The organism is Paenibacillus sp. OAE614 (assembly GCF_040546645.1).
In the GTDB taxonomy this organism is placed as follows: Bacteria; Bacillota; Bacilli; order Paenibacillales; family Paenibacillaceae; genus Paenibacillus_AQ; species Paenibacillus_AQ favisporus.
The window spans coordinates 4,559,396-4,581,283 of record NZ_JBEPOD010000001.1 but is presented as its reverse complement, the minus strand read 5'-3'; the positions used below and the strand labels follow the sequence as shown (position 1 = coordinate 4,581,283).

The window sequence follows — 21,888 nt, the reverse complement described above, 5'->3', positions numbered from 1 at the left end:
TTCTGGAAGCGGTAACCGTTTGAGGCAATCCGGGTATTCGTACAGTCAAACCGCAGGTGAACTACATAATATAGGTTGACCCCATGAAAAAGGAGGTTCAAACCTATGAGCGGAGTCGTAGGCGGCGTTGGTTATCCAGGCGGAGTCTTCAAATCGACGGGAGCGATCCTGGTTCTCTTCATCCTTTTGGTCATTATTTTGAGCTCCTGTTTTTGTTAAGGCGGAACACAACATCCTGGCGGTATCTTGCCGGGATGTTTTTTTATGCCCGCGTTAGTTTACCTAATTACATACAGTCATTTAACCTGGGAGGGATTGAGGATGAACCAACTCGTGATCGCATTGTTCCGGACGAGACAGGATACGGCGCTGGCGGTCAGCGCGCTTTGGGAGCGTCATTTTGACAAAAAGGACGTGTCGCTGCTTGCCCTTGACAAGAGACAGTTATCTATCGTATGCCGGGATACCGGCTTGAAAGAACCCGTGTCCAGGCATGGTACCAGCGGGTTGTTCGGCGAAATCCGGGATTTAACCTCCAGCCTGACGCTGCGGGATCAAGTCACCTGGGCATCGGGGCCGGCAGCGGCCAAACTTGGGGGGGCGGAAGTCGGCGGGAAGAGCGACGGGCTGATTGTCAGTCTGGTGGGGATTGGCGTCCCCGAAGGGGATGCAGAAAACTATGAGAAGCTGCTGATTCAGGGGCATTTTATGGTCATTGTGGAATGCAGTAAGGAGCGAAGCATCGAGGCGCAGCATGTTCTTGAGGCCCATCGTTGCGTCGAGACGAGAAATAAAAAGCGTGTATCGACATAAAAAAAAGGCGATCGAGTACCGATCCCCTTCCGGTCAATAAATGATTCTCCGGCTTAAGTTAACGGCCGTTCCGTATTTTTTGCTGAGGATCTTGGCCTCTTCGGTGACGTAGGCGAGGATGTGCTGCAGCCGCTGGGTGGCCGGCCGGATGGTTTCTTTGACTTCTCCGTGGACGATGACGTCAAACACGATCATGAACGAATACCTCCTTATATGCGGGATAAATCCATGATAAAATACAACCATCAGAGAGGAATCAATTTGGATGGAGCGGTTTGTAAACTCTACGGTTTATACTCGCATTACATAAGACGGGTACGATAAGTTGTAAGGTTTGCGAGAATACCAGTCGGGAGGTTGAGAGAAGTTGGATTCGATTATTAATTTTGCCCACCGTGGCGCATCTGCGGTATGTCCGGAAAATACGATGGCCGCTTTTGCCCGCAGTTTGGAGCTTGGTGCCACAGGGATTGAAACCGATGTTCAGTTAACCCGGGACGGCCGGCTTGTCCTGATTCACGACGAAACGTTGTCCCGGACGACAAACGGGAGCGGGTGGGTCAAAGACCATGACCTGGAAGATCTGAGGAAGCTGGACGCCGGCAGCTGGTTCCATCCCGATTTTGCGGAGGAGCGCCTTCCACTGCTGGAAGAGCTGCTGGAGCTGGTTCAGGACACCGGGACCGTTGTCAACATCGAGTTGAAAAATACGAAGGTACCTTATGCAGGGCTTGAGGAAAAGGTCATCGACATGGTAAGAAGCTATAACCTGAGCGAGCGGATCGTCATCTCAAGCTTCAATCACTATTCCCTGCGGCTCTGCAAGCAGCTCGCGCCTGAAATCCGCACCGGCATTTTGTACATGGAGGGACTGTATGAGCCGTGGGAGTATGCCCGCAGCGTTGAAGCCGACGCCCTGCACGCCTACCATTTTGCGGTGCTGCCTGAATTTGTGGCGGGAGCGAAGGCGGCCGGTAAGGTATACCACCCATGGACGGTCAACGAAGAAGAGGAAATGCAGCGTCTTATCGACGCAGGGGCAGCGGGGATCATCACCGACTACCCGGATAAGCTGGCGGCGCTGCTGAGCGCTTCTGTGCGATCTTAAACACCGATAACCCGATGCCAGGGCGGCATCGGGTTATTTTGTGCCTGAAAAGTCTCCAGAACAGTGAGGGAACGCGTCACCCTTGATGATCCGGTGAATTCCCGTTCGACGGATGTTTACCTTTCTTCAATTCCCGCGCCCCTTCTTCCAGCACGTCTTCAATCATGTCCGTGGATGAGGGCGTTTCATGATCGGGATCCGGAATGGGGTCGACCCCGGGGAAACGATCCTCTTCATTCGGTTTATTCATCGCCACACGTCCTTCCAATAGAATCGTTGGTACTTCCATAGTGTGTTCCTTATATGTAAGGATAAACCGTTCCAAGCGCCGATGAACCACATTTTCCTGCACCTTACGAGCCGAAAGGTGGTTAATCGTTATATAAAAAAATAAAGCCGCCCAGGCAGGGCAGCGAATATTAACGAATATGAATGAGGCGTGACAGATGGCCGACTTCATCCAGCGGAATCCACATGGAGCCATACACCGTCCGCATCTTTAAAGTTCCCGGATCATCGGATTTCTCGGGGATGCCGGTGATGGATTCGCCATCCAAATTTTGAACGAATAATTGATGGCCGCGGCGGATCGCCATTTCAATTTCCTTTTCCATGAGACTATTCTCCCGTATCCACATACTGGTAAGACTTTTGTATCAATAACTATCTTTATCATAAGATAATTTTCGTCTGTTGGATAGAGAACGAATGTTTGATTGGTGGGGATATGGACCTAAAATATGAATTTAATTTGAACGGATGTGCTGAAAAATAAAAAAACCCTCCGTCTGGAGGGGCAGAAAAGAAAACCGAGCAGCTAAATCCGGATGTCTAGACGGTTTCCCAAATGGGGTACAGCGCTGCTATCCAGCATTTTGACCAGGGATTGACCGTCCTGCGAGGCTTGATCCTTAGCGATTTTAAGCACCTGAATGCTCACATTTTGTGCCAGCCGGGACTGGCTCATGGCCATCGATAAAGCAGGGATATCCATCATAAGCCTCCTCTATGTAAAATGGGTAACATCTATGTTATCGGATGTTCGGTGTGATTTATAAAATAGATGCCGCCCGGGAACCAAGTTCCCGGGCGTGCGATCAGGGAGGTGTCATGCTGATTTCATCCGAAAAATCCGGAATTAATACATGTCTCCACCGAAGTGATCGCGACAGTGGCATCTTTTATGGTGGCGTTTTTTGAAGTGGTGGTGCTGTTTGTGAATCTTATGGCAGGAAACATGCTTTTCTTTGTGAACCTTTTTAATTACAGGTTCCCAGTCCACTTTGACAAATATCGTTTTCTTGATTTCTTTTTTGAGTACGACTGGTTTTGGTTTACGGACATGACAGTGACGACGGTGATCATGTTCGTGGAAAAAGAATTTACCCATTAGGTTACCCCACCTTTGTTGGAAAATGTGAAACCTGAGATATCGTATGTAACGGTTTCCTTCGCAAACACGGCGGAGGTCCCTGTGAGAACAAAATAGATGATTATCTTAACGGGACAAGGCCAAAACTTCTGCAGCTAAGTGTGAAAATAACAAAAAACCCTTGAAGCCTTAAGCTTCAAGGGTTTCTATAGATGATCTGCAGTGGGCTCGAACCACTGACCCCCACCCTGTCAAGATGGTGCTCTCCCAGCTGAGCTAGCAGATCTTATAAGTCAGATACATTTAATATAATAACAGCGCCGTAGTTAGCTGTCAATCATTTTATTTTGCTCACGGTGAATGGCATGCACAATTTGTTTGCCGCTCATGATTAGAAGCTATCCAAACGGGCGAAAACTAAAGTATATTTCGAAACAGAAGGAGTGGCACGGTATGCCGAACAAAGGCGGGCTGCTCGCTGCAGGGCTGTGCCTGCTGCTTGCCGGATGCTCCCCCGCGGGTGAGTTTTCGGATGCGCAGGAGCCGATCAAGCCCGGTTCAACAATGGCCGACTCACCGATTATGCTGGACGTTTACGGCAAATCGGTCAGCGAGGATGTGTATTCCAAGGGCCCTATTACTCCGCCCTGATTCCCCTGAACAAGACATAGGGTCCGTGCTCCGACTGCACCGGCCCTTGTTTTATTTTAGATATAAGAAAGTATTTGCATCGGAGATTCGGTTTCCTTATATCGCAAGAAAAACTTCCGCAAAACGCGGTCTATCTTCCGTGAGTGTTCGTCGATAAACGTTTTTCTTATTCCTCATCCCATTTGCGCGAATACCCTTTTTGGATGACATAAATGAATGAATAGATCAAGATGGCTGATAAAATGACGATCAGCGCAATGGTCATGCCCATAACGATCCATGGTCTCCCTTCCATAGAGCTCTCATGAGTCAACTATACAGGAAAATCATTTTTTTGTATAATGATTCAGCCGTGTTTTTTATATTGATTGCATGAAAGAGAGGGTAACCGATGCCTGCAGAAATAGTATACGTGACGACCCACGAGCAGCTGGAGCATGCGCTGGACATCCGCCAGGAGGTGTTCGTCAAGGAACAAAACGTGCCCGCCGACCTGGAGATCGACGAATACGATGTGATCAGCGAAAATGTTCATCATATCCTCCTTCAGGACAAGGATCAGTATGTGGCCACCGGCCGGATCATTTATTATAACAGCGATACCGCCAAAATGCAGCGAATCGCGGTTCGCCGCGAGTTCCGCACCCACGGGTTCGGCCGCATTTTGCTGATGGCGATGGAAGAGCGGGCGAGGGAACTGGGGCTGGCCTATTCCATCCTGGATGCTCAGTGCCAAGCTGAACAGTTCTATGCAAAACAAGGCTACGAGGTCATTTCCAAGGAGCCGTTCGATGACGCGGGCATTCCGCATGTCCGTATGAAGAAAACACTGTAGACTTCATTTCTTCGTATAAATCCATGTTCTCAGGGAACGATATCCATATGTCACCTTGATATATCATGACAACTTAAGGAGTGGATATCGATGGGAAACCCGGGAAGAGAACAATTTATCGCAGTACAGAAGAACGGTGACGGCGACTTGACGGCCTTTCAAACGTCGTCGGGCCGGGTGCTCGATTACGAGCAGGCGCTGCAGGAAGTAAAAGCGGGCGCCATTGCCGGAGTAAACGTCTTTAAAGGCCGTGACGGCGAGATGTACATCCGCGGGGACGCCGACGGCGATCCGTCGAATAATCTTGATAACCTGCCTACTTTTGAATAAAAGACGAGCGTCATGTTTCCAAAAATAACAGCCGGCTGCAGAGAAGGTTCATCTTTCTGCAGCCGGCTGTGTTTTTTCACCCGTAATCCACATCGACCTGCAAGGGTTACAGCGTATATACGTGCCCTTGCTCAAGGAAGGTCATTTCTCCGGTTTTTCCTACAAACTCGTCTTTATTATCAGCATAATGCATCAATCGGATCATACGCTGAACCGGCTCCGGCAGCGACAGCAGCTCGCTGAGCGTCGTATGCACCTCGCCCGGTCCTTCCAGCTGGACCTCGTGCAGGATCGTATCACAGCCGCGTTCCCGTACGAGCTTGTCCAGCAGCCCGGGGTCGAAGGTCATGTCCGCGCTGTAGAAGATCCGGCCGTTAATATAGAGGGAGAAGCTGTCTTTACCCGGAATGTGGCGGTTCGGGATGAGCTCCAGCTCGATTTGCTCCGACAGGCGGCAGGGAACTCCCGGCTGAAGCGTATGTACATCGAAGGCGTCCTCGAGGCAGGTGATTTGGCCGGGTTGGGACAGACCGCCCTTCAGCGTGTGCTCCCACAGCACATCACGCAAAGCTTCCGCGATATAAAGCTTCATTTTGCGATGGTACGCGTATTTCATCTGGAAGGCAAGCTCCTCCAGGCCGCCGACATGATCGCCATGAATATGGGTGATCAGCACGGCATCCAAGTCATTAAACGTTTTGCCCAGTTGGTGAAGGGCAAGGGGGGCCGTAATTCCGCAATCGATCAGCAAAGTAAACGACCCGTCCCCGAGCAGGGCATTATTGTTGAAATACTTTTTGGCAAAAGCGCTGCCTGTCCCCAGCATCTGAAGCTGCAAGCTCATCGGTCGATCCTCCTGTGAACGAGCGGCATGCCGAGCATGCCGTTCGTATTTTTTTCTTTCATTATACACCACAGTTCCCAATTTCCATCTACCCCCATAATATGCTGTAAACGCGCGAAATGGGGTTTTGTCATGGCGAAGGGAAAAAGCAAGAAACCGGCACAATCCAAAGGGGAAAAAGTCATCCGGGGCATGAGGCTCGTTACCTCTGACGTATGCGAGGCGTGTAAAACGCCCTGTGCCCGGGGAATGGCGTACGCGGCACGGATGAGAGTTCCGGGTGCGGTCGGCAAAGGGGTGCCCTGTATTTTAACCAAGAAATAAAGAGAGAAATGAGGAACTGAATCAAAAATTTGGAGCTATAGTCCCACAAGGTGGGGCTTTTTTTGTATTCCTGGAACAAAATTCCTTCACTTTTGAGAAAAAATGTGAGTTTTGCCCGTATGGACAGCGCAACTTGCGTTTGTACTTTTCGTATATACATACAACATCACGATGGAAATGGAGGGAAACGAACAAGATGAATTGGAAGAAAGTTATGGTATGCGTATTCGCCTTTTCCCTGATGGGGGGTTCTGTGTTTGCGGATTCGATCACCCAGAAAGTCAGGGTGTGGATGAACGGCAAGGAAATCCAGGACGGCGGTTATATCATCGACGGCAAAACCTATGTCCCGATTCGGGAGTTTGACGGGGTCGTAAAGTTTAATTCAGATACGAACAAGGTTGAATTCATTAAGCCTAACGTACATATATTTCTGTTTAATGGAGATACCGTCTTCGGTAACGTCAATAAAGGGAAGCTCAAGTTTAACGTATTCTGCCAGGTGGACAGCTTATCGGACGATGTGGCGAGCGTAAAAGTGGCTATTACGGATCCTTCGGGAAAGGTCAAGGATATCCAGTCTCAGGACGTGAGCGGCAGCCAGAAGGATAATTTCTGGTTCCGGACATACGATTTTACGTATGATTTCAGCAGCGCGGGCAAATATAAAGTGGGGTTCTACATTAAAGCCACCAAGACCAGCGATTACGTCCTCGTATCGCAAAAAGTAATCACTGCGCTGAACTGACAACCCCCGAGGAGGATAAATTGACCAGATCATGCGGACGTGATACGATACGGTGGTATGATCCATTCCAACCATAAGTGAGGTTTTTGTTAAAATGAGCGATCACAAGCATGAACACGGCGAAGCCTGCAATCATGATCATGACCATGATCACGAGCATGAGGAATTTGTTCTGACGCTGACAGATGAGAACGGCAAAGACGTGGAAATGGTTCTTGTCGAAACATTCGATGTAGGCGAGAACGTTTATGCACTGCTGCTGGAACGTGAGAATCCTGAAGCGGACGGCATCATCCTTCGCGTCGAGGAAGAGGACGAGGAAATGATGCTTTACAATATTGAAGACGAAGAAGAATGGAACAAAGTGGAGGCCGCTTATAACGAGCTGGTTGCCCAGTTGGACCAGGAGTAATCCTTTTCGCCACAAGACCTACACCAAGAAACCCCCGAACCGCAGCGAAAGCGGGACCGGGGGTTTCTTTTTTTTGGTGCAGGCGGCAAACAGCCGCGCGTATTAAAAAATCGGATCGGTTTCCACAATGACCTTGACGTTTTGGATATACCGGTCTTCCGGTCCTTTTACCGGCAGCCCGACGTCCACATGGTCGACGATGTAGTCGATATTGTCTTGGGAGATGACCTCACCCGGAAGAAGGATCGGAATGCCCGGCGGATACACATAAATGAACTCGGCAATGATGCGTCCGGCCGATTCCTTGAACGGAATGACTTCCGTATCCCCGTAGAAGGCGTCCCTTGGAATGAGGGACAGCTGCGGAATTTCCGGAATTTTAACAACCAGCTCGTTGGCTGTGTTTACATTATAGTAGGTCTGTGCCAGCTCGCGTAGCGCATTAACCAGGATGGAGATGGTCTCCTCGTTATCCCCTGGCGTAATCAGGCACAGGATGTTGTACATGTCGCTCAGCTCGACTTCGATATTATACTTTTCGCGAAGCCAGTTTTCGGTCTCATAACCGGTGATGCCCAGGTGGCGGACATGGATGGTCAGCTTGGTCGGATCATAATCGTAAGTCGCTTCCCCGCCGAGAATTTCCTTGCCGAAGCAGTAAAGACCTTCAATTTCATTGATTTGCTTGCGGGCGGACTGCGCCATGTCGATGGCACTTTGGGCCATGGCATATCCGTTCAGCGCCAGGTTCCGTCTGGAGGTATCCAGCGAGGCGAGCAAAATGTAGGAAGTCGACGTCGTGGTCAGCATACTGATGATCGTTTGCACGCGCTGCGGATTGACATAGCCGTTCTTCGTGTTCAGATTCAGCACGGAGCTCTGCGTCATGGAGCCGCCCAGCTTATGCACGCTCGTCGCGGCCATATCCGCTCCGGCATCCATAGCGGACATCGGCAGTTCCGGATGGAAATGGGTCAGCACGCCGTGGGCTTCGTCCACGAGGACGGGCACATGCCGGCTGTGGGCGAGGTCCACGATCTCCTTCAGATTGGCGGAGACTCCGAAATACGTCGGATTAATGACGAGAACCGCCTTGGTGTCCGGATGACGGTCCAGGGCCCGCTGCACGGAGCGGACGGTAATGCCGTGGTCGATCCCTAAATTTTCGTCGCGGGCCGGCGATACGAAGACGGGCTTGGCGCCGGAGAAAATAATCGCGGACATGACCGACTTATGAACATTCCGGGGAACGATGATTTTGTCGCCAGGAGAGCACATCGTCAGAATCATGGTCATGATCGCGCCGCTGGTTCCCTGTACGCTGAAGTACGTGTAATCGGCGCCGAAAGCGTCAGCAGCAAGAATCTGGGCTTCCTCGATGACACCGGTCGGCTGGTGGAGGTCGTCCAGCGGGGCAATATTGATCAGATCTATAGAGAGGGCGTTATCGCCGATAAATTCTCTGAATTCGGTATCGGTCCCCATTCCCTTCTTGTGTCCGGGAATATGGAACTGAACGGGATTTTTTGCCGCGTGCTGTGTGAGTGCTGTAAATAAAGGGGTACGGCTATGGTCCATGTATGCTGTCACAACCTTTCATCTGTTAAAATTACAAAGCTCAGTATAGCAAATCGGGGGGCGAATGCAAGCGGCTTTTTGACCCTGTGAAAATCTCGTCCCCATATGGGGTACACTATTAGTATAGACCATACTGCTGGGAGGATTCGCACAAACCAAAATAGGGAAGTGGTGAAACGCGTGTCGCAAATGACGGAAGCGGCGGCAGCCCGCCGGCTGATTTCGCCCTTTTTCATCGGGCTGCTGACGATTCTATTTCTCGTGGAATTTATGAAAGGGTCGCTTCTGGTGGCCATTTTGCCGGTTTATATGAAAAACTCGCTCGGTCTTGGCGCCCACACGATCGGTCTCGCTTTTTCCCTTCAATATATCGGAGACAACCTGTTCCGCAGCCCGTCGGGCTGGATCGCCGAGCGGCTGGGGTACCGCAGAACGCTGACGGGAGCGCTGGTGCTGACCATCGTCGCGGTTGGCATGATCGCCTTCTTATCCGGCGCCGGCTGGTTGTCGCTTGCCTGTTTTATTCTTGGGGTAGGCACTTCGCCGCTGTGGCCATGCGCCATGACCGGGACGACGGCCATTTCGGGTCCGAGAGGCAGCAGCGGACAAATGATCGGCATGCTCGAGATCGCTTCGCTGGGCGGAACAGGCGCAGGACCGATCGTCATGAATTTTTTGATGGACCGTACGAACAAAAACTATCAGACGCTATTTTTTATCCTTATCGGCTGCTGCATCATCGTAGTTCTGGTTGCATTGCTCCTCCCGGGAAGAGTCAAGGCCAATGGGCAGGGGATGGAAGGCAGGACGGAAGCTGTGAGGGGGTTCCTTCCCCAGCTGCTCGGGAAGGTGAATCATCTTTTTGCCAGCATCCGCAAGACGCTGTACGAAATCAGGCATAACCTGAAGGTCAGCTGGCTGGTATTTCCGGCGCTGTTTCTCCAATCCTTCGTCATCGGGCTGCTCAGCCCGGTGATCACGCTGTACGTTCAAAATGAGCTGCACCTGTCTCCGAATATGTACAGCCTGCTGCTGATCGCGGGCGGGGGCATTACGGTGCTGGCGATCATTCCATGCGGGAAGCTGGTCGACCGGTTCGGAACCGCTCCCTTCCTGAATGCCGGGTTTCTGCTGGCGGCTATTTCCCTCATCATGTTCTCGGCGGTGCGCTCGCTGCCGGTTGTGTTCGCCATCGTAGGTGTGGTGGGCATCAGCTATGCCATGATCCTGCCTGCCTGGAATACCTTTGTATCGACACATGTGCCCAAAGGCGAGCGGGGAGCGGTCTGGGGATTTTTCCTCACCCTCCAAGGCTCGGGCATGGTTGTCGGGCCGATCGTTTCAGGTCAGCTCTGGGACCGTATCGGGCATTCGGTGCCTTTTGTCGCCAGCAGCATCGTCATGGCCGTGCTGTATGTGATCCACCTCGTTTTGTCGCGCAAGAAGCGGGCAGAGGCGCCGTAACAAACAAAAAAAGGATAGGGTGCCAGCGCGCTTATGCGTACTGGCTGCTCTATCCTTTAATATTTGGCTGCACCGTAAGCGGCGGTTAGAACGCCATTTTATACAGCGGCAGCAGCTGTTCAAAGGTGGAATGAATGACGGACACCAATTGGTCTCTGTCCTCCAGCACGGGGTCCCCTTTTTCAATCCGGAGTCCGCACAGCACCTCGGATTTTTTGACGTTCTTCAGCTTGTCCGCCATTTTGGCGAAGTCTGCGGCCGTCATTTCAGACTGCGGGGTAAAGCCGGGATCCATATGGTCCATCGACCAATAGAACGTTTTGGGGAGCTTTTTGACTGCCGCGATTCCTTTCTTGCCTTCCAGATGCTCGGCGAATACAGACTTGTTCGTGCTCTCGTAAATGATCGCAAAGATGATGAACAGATGCGTGCCGAACATGCCCACCTGAAAATGGGGGAGGGCTTTGTAGCCGCGTTTGTTGGCTGCCCAAGCCACCCAGGTATCGTTCGGCGGATTCACCGTCCGGCGGGCATGCTTGGCCACGTGAACGAACATTTCCTCTCCGCAGAGCGCGGACAGGAATGGAACGATTTCGCTGCCTAATATTTCAAGTTTGGGGCGAACCCGCTCAATGAGCACTTCCATCCGGGGCTCCAGTCCCTCCACATTAAACACTTCAAAATCCTGCGCGTTAAATCCTGCAAACGGCATTCTTGCTGCCTCCTCCATCCAAATGCGTGTTGAATTTTTGTCCCATTATACCACAATCCGCGGCGGATCTTTAATTGGCAGGGCTTCGGCCGGTCTTTTCCGTTTAATGCTGCGCCCTGTCGGGTAAAAATAGTCAATAAACCAAGTTACCGTTACATAGGATAAAGTATAAAATATAGCAAAGCTGTTAAGCCATCAGCTTGATAACGAAGCTGAAGAATCACCGGCCGATTCCAGCCCGCCGGTCTTAAGAAGCGGGAGAAGGAAATAGCCAAAGGCGGTCCAATTTTGAAGGAGGGAGTGCCGTGAATAAGAGCTATGAAGTGGAATACTGCAATTTGGAGCTTCGGTTTAACCGGCGGCATATTCAGGACCTGATCAAGGATTTGATTCAAGACGGCTATTCGTTGTACTGGAGCGAAAACGAAACCCTGTTCATCATCTCCGTCCGAACGGGGCGCAAACTCGTCAAGCTGCGGTTTAACCGGACGAAAAACGGTTATAAGATGGTTGGGGATTACACGATCCGGGACGCCAAGCTGGCGGAATGGATGGAGAAGCTGATCGAGGATACCCGCGGTCACGCGATCGTCAAACGGTTCAAGGACCGCCAGATTCTGATCGAGAGCATTCTATTCGGCGAGGTGATCCGGCTTGTCGAAATTTCAGGCTATCAGCAAAAAGTATTGTATCAGAAGGGTCCCTTTATGACGGAGCAGGAGATTTCCAAAATGTATTTCTCCAAAGAGGGCGACTTGCGCCTGCAGCTCCTGAGGCTTGAGCTGGATGACGAGCTGGAGCGCCTGTACGAGGCGATGCAGGCCGGAGATGCCGAAAAAGCGGAGAAGAGCAAGGAGAAGCTCGCCGCCCTGTCCAAGGATTTAATGATGCTTGAATGGTAAATTACCTTTTGTACGACAATAGAATGAAAGATCGTTCATAAACACCTCGGATGCGCTGCGGGGTGTTTTATCACGGGCAGCTGACTGCCGAACCCAGACTTCACTTTCACGCGTAAACACGTTAAAATAGGCTTGTTCTAAAATTTTCATCAAAAAATCGCAAAGAATGGAGAAAAAACATATGTCGAAACAACAAATTGGTGTCATCGGCCTTGCTGTCATGGGCAAAAATCTGGCACTCAACATTGAGAGCAGAGGCTTCACCGTTTCCGTGTTTAACCGCTCTCCAGAAAAAACGCATGATCTTTTGAAGGAAGCCGAAGGAAAAAATCTGACGGGGACTTTCTCGATTGAGGAATTTGTGAACTCGCTGGAAACACCGCGAAAAATTTTAATTATGGTACAAGCCGGCAAGGCGACCGACGCCACAATCGAGCAGCTGGTGCCTCACTTGGACGAAGGGGACATCATCATCGACGGAGGTAACGCGTACTTCCCGGATACACAGCGCCGCAGCGCGGAGCTGGAAGCAAAAGGTCTGCGCTTTATCGGGACAGGCGTATCCGGCGGGGAAGAGGGAGCACTGAAGGGACCTTCCATTATGCCTGGGGGACAAAGAAGCGCCTACGAACTGGTGGAACCGATTCTGACGGCGATTTCCGCCAAAGTGAACGGGGAGCCTTGCTGTACATATATCGGACCGGACGGTGCCGGACATTACGTAAAAATGGTGCATAACGGCATCGAATATGGCGACATGCAGCTGATCTGCGAAGCTTACCAGCTTCTGAAGGACACGCTGGATTTGAGCGCCGAAGAACTGCATGAAATTTTCTCCGACTGGAACAAGGGCGAGCTTGACAGCTACCTGATCGAAATTACGGCCGATATTTTCGCGCAAAAGGATCCGGAGACGGGCAAACCGATGGTGGACGTTATTTTGGACGCAGCCGGCCAAAAAGGCACGGGCAAGTGGACAAGCCAAAGCTCCCTGGATTTGGGCGTGCCGCTGTCCATGATCACCGAATCCGTGTTCTCCCGCTTCCTGTCGGCCATGAAGGAAGAACGCGTAGAAGCGAGCAAAATTTTGAACGGCCCGAAAAAAGCCCCGTTCCAAGGGGACAAAGCCGAGTTTATCGAGAACGTCCGCAAGGCGCTGTTTGCAAGTAAAATCGTATCCTACGCCCAAGGCTTCGCGCAGCTGCGCGTCGCTTCCGACGAGTACGGCTGGGATCTGCAGTACGGCAACCTGGCGAAAATCTGGCGCGGCGGCTGCATCATCCGCTCCCGCTTCCTGCAGAACATCACCGACGCCTACGAGAAAGATCCGGGCCTGAAAAACCTGCTTCTGGATCCGTTCTTCAAGGACATCATCGAGAACTACCAGGAAGCATGGCGTACGACGGTATCGACGGCCGTGGCTCAAGGCGTTCCGGTTCCCGGCTTTGCCAGTGCCCTGGCCTATTTCGACAGCTACCGCACGGAGCGGCTTCCGGCGAACCTGCTTCAGGCGCAGCGCGATTACTTCGGGGCCCACACGTTCAAGCGCGTGGACAAGGAAGGCGTCTTCCATCACAACTGGATTCAGGAGTAATCGTTACTTGGGGGAGCCGCTTCGTTTTCTCCGCTCTGGAAAAGACCGTGCATCGCCTCCAGCAGGCAGACGCGGATCCTCTCGTTGTCGAGCCCCTGGGCAGATGACCGGCTGAGCAGGAGGACGGCGGCCTCGCCGAAATATTGAAAATTGCGCATTAGACGTGGCTTGGGAAGCTCCAGCAGGGCTGGATCTTTCTGGGCCACTTTTTTTTGGACGTAATGAAGCACCCAGAGCAGATCGTCCCGGCACAAAATGTGCTGGGGATCGAAGATTTGCTCTATCCGTTTGGGGCCTCCTAGTAAAGGGCTATGGGAATCATGCATGGCTCCTCTCGACCACTCCTCATATTCTACTGGTTATCAAGTTGATGTATGTATATGATAGAGTTCCTGCAAATAGACTTGCAGGCGAAGGACGGCATTGTCGAAAGTTTTTGGCCTGTGTTATGATATGTAGCAAGTAACGGCATGGGCAGCAGCAAGTGCAAAAAGGGGTGTTCTATTGAACCGGACTAAACAAAATATTATCTTGATCGGTATGATGGGCACGGGCAAGTCAACCGTTGGCGATCTGCTGGCTATGGAGCTCGGATACCGGCTGATCGATCTGGATGCCGCCGTCGTGGAAAAGGCCGGCATGACGATCCCGGAGATCTTCGAGCGGCATGGCGAGCCGCATTTCCGCGAGCTCGAGAACGAGACGCTGCGGCAGGTGCTCGCCTCCGGAGAAAGAGTGATCGTCGCCACGGGAGGCGGCGCGGTGCTTCGCCCGGACAACTGCGAGCTGATGCTGCAGGGCGGTCTCGTCGTGGCGCTCACCGCGGATGCGGAGCACATTATTGCCAGGGTCCAGGAGGACCGAAACCGGCCGCTGCTTGCTGGCAATGCGGATGAGCGTGTGAGAGCGCTGCTTGAGGAGCGGAGAGACGCATATCGCTTTGCCCACTGCACGGTGGACACATCGGGCCTTGCGGCGGAAGAAGTCATGCGTGCAATTTTAGCGCATTACCGCGTCTAAGCTTATCTCTGTGAAAAAGCAGCAGCAGCCTGACCGGGGTCAAGCTGCTGCTTCAGAAGCTTAGGTTGCGGAAGGGCATCGAAGCCATAACTTCACTTTGTGGGGATAATGTTTTGGGGCCCCCCGCAAAGTACCTGAATAGGCATCGAAGCAACGACTTCACTTTGTGGGGAGATGATTATTCTTCTTCCTCGTTCCATTGAAGCATGCCGCCGACCATGTTGACGCAGTCGATGCCGTGCTGCGCCAGGTACTGGCAGGCGCGCATGCTGCGGCCGCCGCTGCGGCAGATCATGATGACTTCGCCGTCTCTTGGGATTTCGTCCAGACGGGCGGGGATTTCACCCAGCGGGATATGCTTGGCGCCGCTGATCATGCCCTGGGCCACTTCATCGTCCTCACGGACGTCGATCATCTGCAGGGACTCGCCGGCAAGCAGGCGGCGTCTCACCTCAGAAGGCTCTATTTCACGAAACATTGACAATGTTAAAACCTCTTTTCGACTGTAATCATACTGTTCATCACCTATGATAACCAAGCAGTAAATCGGCTGTCAATCCGGACAGACCCGCGGGAAGAGCCATACTACCGACTAGTGCAAAGGAGATTACACATGGACATGATCGTACATCCGACTCCCCGGCTGAGCGGGGAAATCGGAGCTCTCTCATCCAAAAACTATACGACCCGCTACCTGCTGGTGGCGGCGCTGGCCGAAGGGACAAGCACGGTATACTTCCCGGCTCACAGCGAGGACAGCGATGCAATGCGCCGCTGTATCCAGGACCTCGGCGCCACGCTTGTCGAAGACGACGAGAAGGCCGTCATTACCGGCTTCGGCAGGCATCCGCGTGACGTCAAGGAGCTGAACGTCGGCAACGCCGGCGCGGTGCTGCGCTTCCTGATGGGGACCGCTGCCCTTTGCCCGGAGGTGACGTTCGTCAATACGTATCCGGACTCGCTGGGCAAGCGCCCGCACGACGACCTGATCACCGCGCTTGAGCAAATCGGCGTGCAGGTGGAGCACAACAACGGGCGCCTGCCGATCACGATTCGCGGCGGGCAGGCGAAAGGCGGTCGAATTACGGTATCGGGCGAAGTAAGCTCGCAGTACTTAAGCTCTCTGCTGTTCCTGACACCGCTGCTGGCGGAGGACAGCGAGATTGAGGTGACGGGCGACCTGAAATCGAAAGTCGTCATCGGTCAGACGCTGGAAGTGCTGGAGCAGGCAGGGATCGTCATTCATGCCAGCGACGACTATACGCATTTCCGCGTTCCCGGCAACCAGTCCTATCAGGCGAAAACCTATACCGTGCAGGGCGACTACCCCGGATCGGCGGCGGTGCTGGCCGCAGCTGCGGTCACGGAATCGGACGTGCTGATCAAGCGCCTGCCGGTGAAGAGCAAGCAGGGAGAGCGCGCGGTTGTCGACGTGCTTCAGATGATGCAGACTCCCCTGACGCATGAGAACGACGAAGTTCATGTCCGCGGCAACGGGAGGCTTAAAGCCGTCGAGTTTGACGGGGACGCGGCCACGGATGCCGTGCTGGCCATGGTGGCGGCCGCCGTGTTTGCGGAAGGGACCTCCCGCTTCTATAACGTGGAAAATTTGCGCTACAAGGAATGCGACCGCATCACCGATTACCTGGCCGAGCTGCGCAAAGCCGGGGCCAACGTGGAGGAGCGCCAGGCGGAGATCATCGTCCACGGGCGGCCGGAAGGGGTCGAGGGGGGCGTCGAGATCAACGCCCATTACGACCACCGGGTCATCATGGCGCTGACCATCGTCGGCCTGCGCTCCAAGCAGCCGCTGCGGATCAAGGACGCGCACCACGTCGCCAAATCGTATCCGCAGTTCTTCGACCATATGAAGGCGCTTGGCGCCCAGGTGGAATGGGTAAAGTAACTCATAAGTTATAAGTACAAGTAAATCCGATCTTGAAGGAAAAAAGAGTAAAGGCGGGATAAACGATGTCATTTGAAAATCCGACCCGGGAAGAAATCAAAGAAATTCTGGAGCAGGCCGGCAACATTGCGGTCGTCGGCCTGTCCGACAAGCCGGACCGCACTTCTTATATGATTGCGGAAGCGATGCAGCAGCGCGGCTACCGGATCATTCCCGTGAACCCGACCGTTCAGGGAACCATCCTTGGCGAAACGGTCTACGCCTCGCTGAAAGACATTCCCGAACCCGTCGATATTGTCGATGTGTTCCGGCGCAGCGAATACTGCGCGGACGTGGCCAGGGAGGCTGCCGTCATTGGCGCGCGGGTACTGTGGCTGCAGCTCGGCGTTGTCAGCGATGAAGCCGCCAGCATCGGCGAAGAGAACGGCATGCGGGTCATTATGGACCGCTGCATCAAGGTGGAGGACTCCGTAACCCGGCCGAACCGTCCAGGCCAAAAGAACGGATAATACCTTCACTGAATACGAGGCGAGACAGGGCCGTGCAGAGCAATCTGCAGGTCCTTTTTTCTTTTTGACAAAAAGTTGAACAACGCGTACCATTTTAAATATGTGTGTGTGTTGAGAGGGGAGTGCATGTCTTGAACTGGCTTGGATCGCTGCAGCAGCTCGGCAGAGCAGTGATGCTGCCTACGATGGTTCTGCCGTCGGCCGCCATACTGCTGTGTGTCGGCAGTCTGCCATGGGCAGCCTGGGGGCTGCCGGGCGTCGCAGAGGTGTGCACTTGGGCAGGACAGGGTATTTTTTATTTCCTCCCGTATCTGTTTGCGGTAGGAGTGGCCTGGGGACTGGCGAACCAGGCGGGACCGGCTGGCCTTGGGGCTCTGGCCGGGATGTTTATCTATGATCAAATTACGAGGCATCTGGGTAATGGTGGCATTCAGCCTTCCACGCTGATCGGCATCATTTTCGGCATGATCGCCGGCTCTGCCTATAACCGGTATAAACATATCAAGCTGCCTGAGATTGTCCAGTTTTTTGGCGGCTCGCGCTTCGTGCTTTTGTTTATGGGGCTGTTCTCCGCCCTGTTTTCGTGGGTGATGGTCTTCATCGCTCCGCTGCTGCAGAAGGCGCTGAACGAGCTGACCATGCTCATGGCGCATATGGGCGGATTCGGTCTGTTTTTATACGGCATTTTGTACCGGATCCTGACGGCGTTCGGCCTTCATCATCTGCTCAACAATGTTTTCTGGTTCCAGCTGGGAACTTACAAAACCCCGTCGGGCAGCATCGTGCAGGGGGATTTGCCGCGTTATTTTGCGGGGGATCCGACAGCCGGTACATTCATGGCCGGACTGTTCCCTATTATGATGTTCGCACTGCCGGGCATCGCCTTGGCGATCATCCAGGAAGCGCGGGAAGACCTGAAGCCGAAGGTCAAGAAGACGTTTTTGACGGCGGCCTTGGTCTGCTTTTTGACCGGGGTGTCCGAACAGATCGAGTTTGCCTTCTTGTTCGCAGCGCCTTATTTGTTCATCCTGCATTCGATCCTGTCGGGGATCGCGATGTGGATTACGTATGCGCTCGATATTCATCACGGGTTTTCCTATTCCGCAGGGGCGATCGATTACCTGCTGAACTTCCATCTGTCGCATAACGCGCTTCTGATTATTCCGATCGGGCTCGGATACGGCCTTGTGTACTATTTCCTGTTCCGCTGGGCCATTCGGAGGTTTCAAATTCCGACGCCCGGACGCGAGGAAGGCTCCACGCTGGAGGATTGGGCAGGCAATATCCCTTATCAGGCGCCGCTCATTCTGGAAGCGCTCGGGGGCAAGGACAACATCGTTCAGGTGGAATCCTGCATCACCCGGCTGCGGCTGACGGTCAAGAACGACCGCATGATCGACAGCAATGCGCTGAAGCTGCTCGGCTCCGCAGGGCTGATCAAGCTCGGCGGCGGCAACGTGCAGGTCGTATTCGGCACCTATTCGGAGCTGATCCGCGAGGAAGTGAACAAGCTGCTGCACCGGGATTTGCCGCAGGTGCTGTTCAGCGCGCCGGTCCAAGGAAAAATGATCCCGATCGAAGAAGTGCCCGATCATATTTTCGCCGCGAAGCTGGTGGGAGACGGGGTGGCGTTCATGCCGGAGAAAGGGGAGCTCGTGTCTCCGGTATACGGGACGATCATGCACCTGTACCCGACGATGCATGCCATCGGGATCTCGACACCGGAAGGGCTCGAGGTGCTGCTTCACATCGGCATCGATACGTCCCAGCTCAAGGGCGGGCATTTTACCGCAGTCGTTCAGGAGGGGGACGCGGTGGAGCCCGGCCAGCTGCTGGTTAAATTTGATATCAACTATATCCGAAGTCATGCTTCATCGCTTGCCACGCCGATGGTGATCACCAACCCGGACCGCGTTAAGTCATGGAGCTTCGCTCCGTTCAAAGCCGTCAAGAAGGGGCAGACGTCGGTTATGTCCGTAGTATTACACGACAGAAATGTTGGAGGTTTGGAATCATGATACAAGGCATCGGTGCATCTGCCGGGGTAGCGATTGGAAAAGCATTTGTACTGCCGAACTGGGAATGGGACCTGCCCGAGACCGGGATCGACGCAGTAGATCTGGCCAACGAATTTGAACGGCTGTATGAGGGGATACGCACCTCCAAAAATGAGATTGAGTTTATTAAAAACGAATTCAGGGATATGGTCGGGGAAGAGGAGTCGAGCATTTTTGACGCCCATTTGGCCATCCTGGACGATCCGGTGTTCATGAATGAAATCCAGGGCGTCATTGAGCGCCAGTATAAAGCGGCCGAGGTCGCGGTAAAAGAGGCGATCGATCATTTCGTCACGATGTTCGACCTGCTGGATGACGAATACATGAAGGAGCGGGCGATGGACATCAAGGATGTCGGCAACCGCCTGCTCAAGCATCTGCTCGGCGCGCCGGAGATTACGCTGCCTGCGGATACCCAGCCGTATATCCTCGTGGCCAAGGAGCTGTCCCCGTCCCAGCTGGCGCATTTGAATCCTTCCCACGTGCTCGGCATCGTGACGATGGTCGGCGGGAAGACGTCTCATTCGGCCATCATGGCACGGGCTCTCGGTATCCCGCTCGTTGCGGGGCTGGAGAACAAGCTGAAGGATCCGATCCAGACCGGGGATTTGCTGGTCATTGACGGGGACTCCGGGGCGCTGTATCTCAATCCGGACGATACGCTCGTGGAAGAATATGTGCGGATCCGGGAGCGCCAGCTGGCGAAGAAGGAGCAGCTGGAGCTGCTGGCTGCCGTCGAAGCGATCACGAAGGACGGCTGCGAGCTTCACCTTGCCGCGAATATCAGCTCCGCCAAAGAAGTGGAATCGGCCTTGAAATACGGCGCCAATGGCGTAGGTCTGTTCCGGACGGAATTTTTGTACATGGACCGCAGCACGTTTCCGAGCGAAGAGGAACAGTTTGAGGTGTACCGCCAGGTAGCCCAGCAAGTGGGTGAGCTTGGGGCGGTGATCCGCACGCTCGACATCGGCGGCGACAAGCAGCTGGATTATTTTGCGCTGCCGGATGAGGATAACCCGGTTCTAGGCTACCGGGCGATCCGGATCAGCCTTGACCGCCAGGAGCTTTTTCAGACGCAGCTGACCGCGATTCTTCGGGCGAGCGCGTTCGGCAGGGTCAAAATTATGTACCCGATGATTTCATCGGTCGACGAAATCAGACAAGCCAATGAAGTGCTGCATCGGGCCATGGCCGATCTTGACGCAAGGGGCATCGCTTACGACAAGGACATCCCGGTCGGCATCATGATCGAGATTCCCGCCGCGGTCATCATTGCCGATCTGCTCGCGGAAGAATGCGACTTTTTCAGCATCGGTACGAACGATCTGGTGCAGTACGTATTGGCTGTTGACCGGATGAACGAGCAGATCGCCCATATGTATCATCCGTTCCATCCGGCGATTCTGCGGATGCTGCGCACGACGGTGGAAGCGGCGCACCGGGCGGGCATTCCCGTCAGCGTGTGCGGCGAAATGGCCGGCGATGAACGCTCGGTACCGATCTGGCTGGAGCTGGGCGTGGACCATCTGAGCATGTCGATCCAGTCCCTGCTGAAGCTGAAGCATCGGATACTAAACACGACGGCTTCCGATGCGAAGCGGACGGCGCAGACATGCTACCAGTTGAAGAGCAGCGTCGAAATCGAACGCCTGCTGACCGAATTTGCCGAGCCTGCCTGCGCAAATAACGAAGGCGTGAATCAGCCTCGGGGCGAAAAGGGCAGCAACGCTTCCTGACCGCCTGCCTGCCCCTGCCGTCTAAATACAGAAAAGAGCCCGCCGATCCACCAAGTGGACGGTCAGGCTCTTTTTTTTGACCAAGCTGACTGCCTATGGCCTGCTGCTTATTGCCCCGCAAGCGCATCGCAAAAGGCTTTGCCGTAAGGCGGAAGATCCGGCGGGCGGCGGGCGGACACGATATGTCCGTCAGTGACGACCGCCTCGTCCTTCCAGATCGCGCCGGCGTTCTCCATGTCGTCCCGGATGCCCGGAGTGGAGGTCACGGTAACGCCCTGCAAAATTTTAGCCGAGACCAGCACCCAGCCTGCATGGCAGATTTGCCCGATCGGCTTGCGGTCCTCGTGCATTTCCCGCACCAGCTGCAGCACCTTTCCGTAGCGGCGCAGCTTGTCCGGCGCCCAGCCGCCGGGCACCAGTATGCCGTCGTAATCCCGGCTGTCCACTTCTTCAAACGAATAGTCCGATACGGCAGGAACGCCATATTTGCCGATGTAGGTATGTCCCTTCTTGTCCCCGACCAGGTGCACCTCGGCGCCTTCCTCCCTCACCCGGTATACGGGATACCACAGCTCCAAGTCTTCAAACTGGTCATCGACGAGCGCAATGACCTTCTTTCCGGCTAATCTCATGTTCAGCATGCTCCCTCCTGAGTAAATGTCCCTATGTTTCCAGTGTAACAAAAATGAATAGAACAATCATGCTTTACAAGAAAGGGATGGGCCGTTTGGTAAATAAAACAGGTGGGCTAGAGAGGAAGGAATCCAGCGCGGGCAGGGCGAATACGAAGGGGAACGACGATTTTTTACAATGACTATATAAAGATGTAAAAAGATATATGGGGTGGAAATATGGGATCAAAATGTAAATGTGGGGAAGTCCTTAGACTTGACCTACGCACGGTGATGTATACCCGTAATGTAATCATACGGCATGTTCCAGTGCTTGCTTGTGACGATTGTTCGAACTATGA

Annotated in this window: 28 protein-coding genes and 1 tRNA gene; 17 read left to right on the top strand and 12 right to left on the bottom strand. The window is 53.5% G+C overall.

All coding sequences use genetic code 11. The features are described from left to right. The first annotated feature begins 105 nt into the window (after window positions 1–105). Together ABIE48_RS21165 and ABIE48_RS21160 are read left to right on the top strand one after the other, a co-directional pair. Window positions 106–219, top strand: coding sequence for a sporulation protein YjcZ (locus tag ABIE48_RS21165; protein WP_084203873.1), 114 nt, complete (start codon window positions 106–108; stop codon window positions 217–219). A 102-nt stretch (window positions 220–321) separates the two neighbouring features. Further along, on the top strand, window positions 322–813 hold the full coding sequence (locus tag ABIE48_RS21160; protein WP_145023662.1) for a hypothetical protein: 492 nt from the start codon (window positions 322–324) through the stop codon (window positions 811–813). Between the two features lie 33 nt (window positions 814–846). Here ABIE48_RS21160 and ABIE48_RS21155 read toward each other — a convergent pair whose 3' ends face one another. Beyond that, window positions 847–1,008: a mechanosensitive ion channel protein MscL gene (locus ABIE48_RS21155; protein WP_076169882.1), complete on the bottom strand. Its 162-nt coding sequence runs from the start codon at window positions 1,006–1,008 to the stop codon at window positions 847–849. A gap of 172 nt (window positions 1,009–1,180) precedes the next feature. Here ABIE48_RS21155 and ABIE48_RS21150 point away from each other — a divergent pair, with 172 nt between their 5' ends. Continuing rightward, window positions 1,181–1,921 carry a glycerophosphodiester phosphodiesterase gene (locus ABIE48_RS21150; protein WP_145023664.1) on the top strand — a complete coding sequence of 247 codons (741 nt, stop codon included), beginning with the start codon at window positions 1,181–1,183 and terminating at the stop codon, window positions 1,919–1,921. 76 nt (window positions 1,922–1,997) lie between these two features. On the opposite strand, the gene ABIE48_RS21145 is transcribed toward ABIE48_RS21150, so the two are convergent. The 5 genes from ABIE48_RS21145 to ABIE48_RS21125 all read right to left on the bottom strand — a co-directional run bounded on the left by ABIE48_RS21145 (window position 1,998) and on the right by ABIE48_RS21125 (window position 3,579). Further along, the gene (locus tag ABIE48_RS21145) at window positions 1,998–2,171 is read right to left on the bottom strand and encodes a hypothetical protein (RefSeq protein WP_192715680.1); all 174 of its coding nucleotides are present in this window, start codon (window positions 2,169–2,171) and stop codon (window positions 1,998–2,000) included. Between the two features lie 169 nt (window positions 2,172–2,340). Further along, entirely contained in the window at window positions 2,341–2,535 is a 195-nt protein-coding gene (locus ABIE48_RS21140) for a hypothetical protein (RefSeq protein WP_089548166.1), read from the bottom strand. 203 nt (window positions 2,536–2,738) lie between these two features. Beyond that, window positions 2,739–2,915: a YjfB family protein gene (locus ABIE48_RS21135; RefSeq protein ID WP_105444553.1), complete on the bottom strand. Its 177-nt coding sequence runs from the start codon at window positions 2,913–2,915 to the stop codon at window positions 2,739–2,741. A gap of 144 nt (window positions 2,916–3,059) precedes the next feature. Beyond that, on the bottom strand, window positions 3,060–3,311 hold the full coding sequence (locus tag ABIE48_RS21130) for a hypothetical protein (RefSeq protein ID WP_192715679.1): 252 nt from the start codon (window positions 3,309–3,311) through the stop codon (window positions 3,060–3,062). A gap of 195 nt (window positions 3,312–3,506) precedes the next feature. After that, a tRNA-Val gene (locus tag ABIE48_RS21125) sits at window positions 3,507–3,579 on the bottom strand. Window positions 3,580–3,746: 167 nt separating this feature from the next. On the opposite strand from ABIE48_RS21125, the gene ABIE48_RS21120 reads away from it, so the two are divergent. The 3 genes from ABIE48_RS21120 to ABIE48_RS21110 all read left to right on the top strand — a co-directional run bounded on the left by ABIE48_RS21120 (window position 3,747) and on the right by ABIE48_RS21110 (window position 5,109). Further along, on the top strand, window positions 3,747–3,944 hold the full coding sequence (locus tag ABIE48_RS21120; RefSeq protein ID WP_105444555.1) for a hypothetical protein: 198 nt from the start codon (window positions 3,747–3,749) through the stop codon (window positions 3,942–3,944). 391 nt (window positions 3,945–4,335) lie between these two features. After that, window positions 4,336–4,779, top strand: a complete 444-nt coding sequence (locus ABIE48_RS21115; protein WP_192715678.1) for a GNAT family N-acetyltransferase — start codon at window positions 4,336–4,338, stop codon at window positions 4,777–4,779. Window positions 4,780–4,869: 90 nt separating this feature from the next. Further along, entirely contained in the window at window positions 4,870–5,109 is a 240-nt protein-coding gene (locus ABIE48_RS21110; RefSeq protein ID WP_076169889.1) for a DUF3892 domain-containing protein, read from the top strand. 106 nt (window positions 5,110–5,215) lie between these two features. Here ABIE48_RS21110 and ABIE48_RS21105 read toward each other — a convergent pair whose 3' ends face one another. Then, window positions 5,216–5,953, bottom strand: coding sequence for an MBL fold metallo-hydrolase (locus ABIE48_RS21105; RefSeq protein WP_145023668.1), 738 nt, complete (start codon window positions 5,951–5,953; stop codon window positions 5,216–5,218). A 132-nt stretch (window positions 5,954–6,085) separates the two neighbouring features. On the opposite strand from ABIE48_RS21105, the gene ABIE48_RS21100 reads away from it, so the two are divergent. The 3 genes from ABIE48_RS21100 (at window position 6,086) to ABIE48_RS21090 (ending at window position 7,437) form a co-directional block, all read left to right on the top strand. Beyond that, complete coding sequence (locus ABIE48_RS21100; protein ID WP_145023670.1) at window positions 6,086–6,277, top strand: hypothetical protein; 192 nt, start codon at window positions 6,086–6,088, stop codon at window positions 6,275–6,277. Window positions 6,278–6,473: 196 nt separating this feature from the next. Continuing rightward, on the top strand, window positions 6,474–7,025 hold the full coding sequence (locus ABIE48_RS21095; protein WP_089548164.1) for a copper amine oxidase: 552 nt from the start codon (window positions 6,474–6,476) through the stop codon (window positions 7,023–7,025). 94 nt (window positions 7,026–7,119) lie between these two features. Beyond that, the gene (locus ABIE48_RS21090) at window positions 7,120–7,437 is read left to right on the top strand and encodes a DUF1292 domain-containing protein (protein WP_076169893.1); all 318 of its coding nucleotides are present in this window, start codon (window positions 7,120–7,122) and stop codon (window positions 7,435–7,437) included. Window positions 7,438–7,539: 102 nt separating this feature from the next. Here ABIE48_RS21090 and ABIE48_RS21085 read toward each other — a convergent pair whose 3' ends face one another. Next, entirely contained in the window at window positions 7,540–9,015 is a 1,476-nt protein-coding gene (locus tag ABIE48_RS21085) for an aminotransferase class I/II-fold pyridoxal phosphate-dependent enzyme (RefSeq protein ID WP_076169894.1), read from the bottom strand. Window positions 9,016–9,195: 180 nt separating this feature from the next. On the opposite strand from ABIE48_RS21085, the gene ABIE48_RS21080 reads away from it, so the two are divergent. Next, on the top strand, window positions 9,196–10,479 hold the full coding sequence (locus ABIE48_RS21080; RefSeq protein WP_354519608.1) for an MFS transporter: 1,284 nt from the start codon (window positions 9,196–9,198) through the stop codon (window positions 10,477–10,479). An 85-nt stretch (window positions 10,480–10,564) separates the two neighbouring features. Here ABIE48_RS21080 and ABIE48_RS21075 read toward each other — a convergent pair whose 3' ends face one another. Next, window positions 10,565–11,191 carry a YktB family protein gene (locus ABIE48_RS21075; RefSeq protein ID WP_089548162.1) on the bottom strand — a complete coding sequence of 209 codons (627 nt, stop codon included), beginning with the start codon at window positions 11,189–11,191 and terminating at the stop codon, window positions 10,565–10,567. A gap of 305 nt (window positions 11,192–11,496) precedes the next feature. On the opposite strand from ABIE48_RS21075, the gene ABIE48_RS21070 reads away from it, so the two are divergent. Both ABIE48_RS21070 and gndA read left to right on the top strand, forming a co-directional pair. Beyond that, complete coding sequence (locus ABIE48_RS21070) at window positions 11,497–12,093, top strand: hypothetical protein (RefSeq protein WP_076169896.1); 597 nt, start codon at window positions 11,497–11,499, stop codon at window positions 12,091–12,093. 181 nt (window positions 12,094–12,274) lie between these two features. Beyond that, the gene (gene gndA / locus ABIE48_RS21065) at window positions 12,275–13,687 is read left to right on the top strand and encodes an NADP-dependent phosphogluconate dehydrogenase (protein ID WP_192715677.1); all 1,413 of its coding nucleotides are present in this window, start codon (window positions 12,275–12,277) and stop codon (window positions 13,685–13,687) included. Here the strand turns inward: gndA and ABIE48_RS21060 are convergent. Beyond that, window positions 13,678–14,013 carry a hypothetical protein gene (locus tag ABIE48_RS21060; RefSeq protein WP_076169898.1) on the bottom strand — a complete coding sequence of 112 codons (336 nt, stop codon included), beginning with the start codon at window positions 14,011–14,013 and terminating at the stop codon, window positions 13,678–13,680. The genes gndA and ABIE48_RS21060 overlap by 10 nt on opposite strands. 178 nt (window positions 14,014–14,191) lie before the next feature. Here ABIE48_RS21060 and ABIE48_RS21055 point away from each other — a divergent pair, with 178 nt between their 5' ends. Beyond that, window positions 14,192–14,707, top strand: coding sequence for a shikimate kinase (locus ABIE48_RS21055; protein ID WP_260869334.1), 516 nt, complete (start codon window positions 14,192–14,194; stop codon window positions 14,705–14,707). Window positions 14,708–14,885: 178 nt separating this feature from the next. Here the strand turns inward: ABIE48_RS21055 and ABIE48_RS21050 are convergent, their stop codons facing one another. Further along, window positions 14,886–15,185 (bottom strand): rhodanese-like domain-containing protein, encoded by a 300-nt coding sequence (locus ABIE48_RS21050; RefSeq protein ID WP_192715676.1) that lies wholly within the window; start codon window positions 15,183–15,185, stop codon window positions 14,886–14,888. A 135-nt stretch (window positions 15,186–15,320) separates the two neighbouring features. Here ABIE48_RS21050 and aroA point away from each other — a divergent pair, with 135 nt between their 5' ends. The 4 genes from aroA to ptsP all read left to right on the top strand — a co-directional run bounded on the left by aroA (window position 15,321) and on the right by ptsP (window position 20,915). Further along, the gene (aroA, locus tag ABIE48_RS21045) at window positions 15,321–16,613 is read left to right on the top strand and encodes a 3-phosphoshikimate 1-carboxyvinyltransferase (protein WP_192715675.1); all 1,293 of its coding nucleotides are present in this window, start codon (window positions 15,321–15,323) and stop codon (window positions 16,611–16,613) included. 65 nt (window positions 16,614–16,678) lie between these two features. Then, entirely contained in the window at window positions 16,679–17,122 is a 444-nt protein-coding gene (locus ABIE48_RS21040) for a CoA-binding protein (RefSeq protein WP_192715674.1), read from the top strand. Between the two features lie 131 nt (window positions 17,123–17,253). Continuing rightward, entirely contained in the window at window positions 17,254–19,140 is a 1,887-nt protein-coding gene (locus ABIE48_RS21035) for a glucose PTS transporter subunit IIA (protein ID WP_145023678.1), read from the top strand. Beyond that, a complete protein-coding gene (gene ptsP, locus ABIE48_RS21030) occupies window positions 19,137–20,915 on the top strand; it encodes a phosphoenolpyruvate--protein phosphotransferase (RefSeq protein WP_145023680.1) in 1,779 nt (592 codons plus the stop codon). The genes ABIE48_RS21035 and ptsP overlap by 4 nt, the downstream gene beginning before the upstream one ends. 107 nt (window positions 20,916–21,022) lie before the next feature. Here the strand turns inward: ptsP and ABIE48_RS21025 are convergent, their stop codons facing one another. Further along, the gene (locus ABIE48_RS21025; protein WP_116231587.1) at window positions 21,023–21,547 is read right to left on the bottom strand and encodes a type 1 glutamine amidotransferase domain-containing protein; all 525 of its coding nucleotides are present in this window, start codon (window positions 21,545–21,547) and stop codon (window positions 21,023–21,025) included. Window positions 21,548–21,888 lie beyond the last annotated feature (341 nt).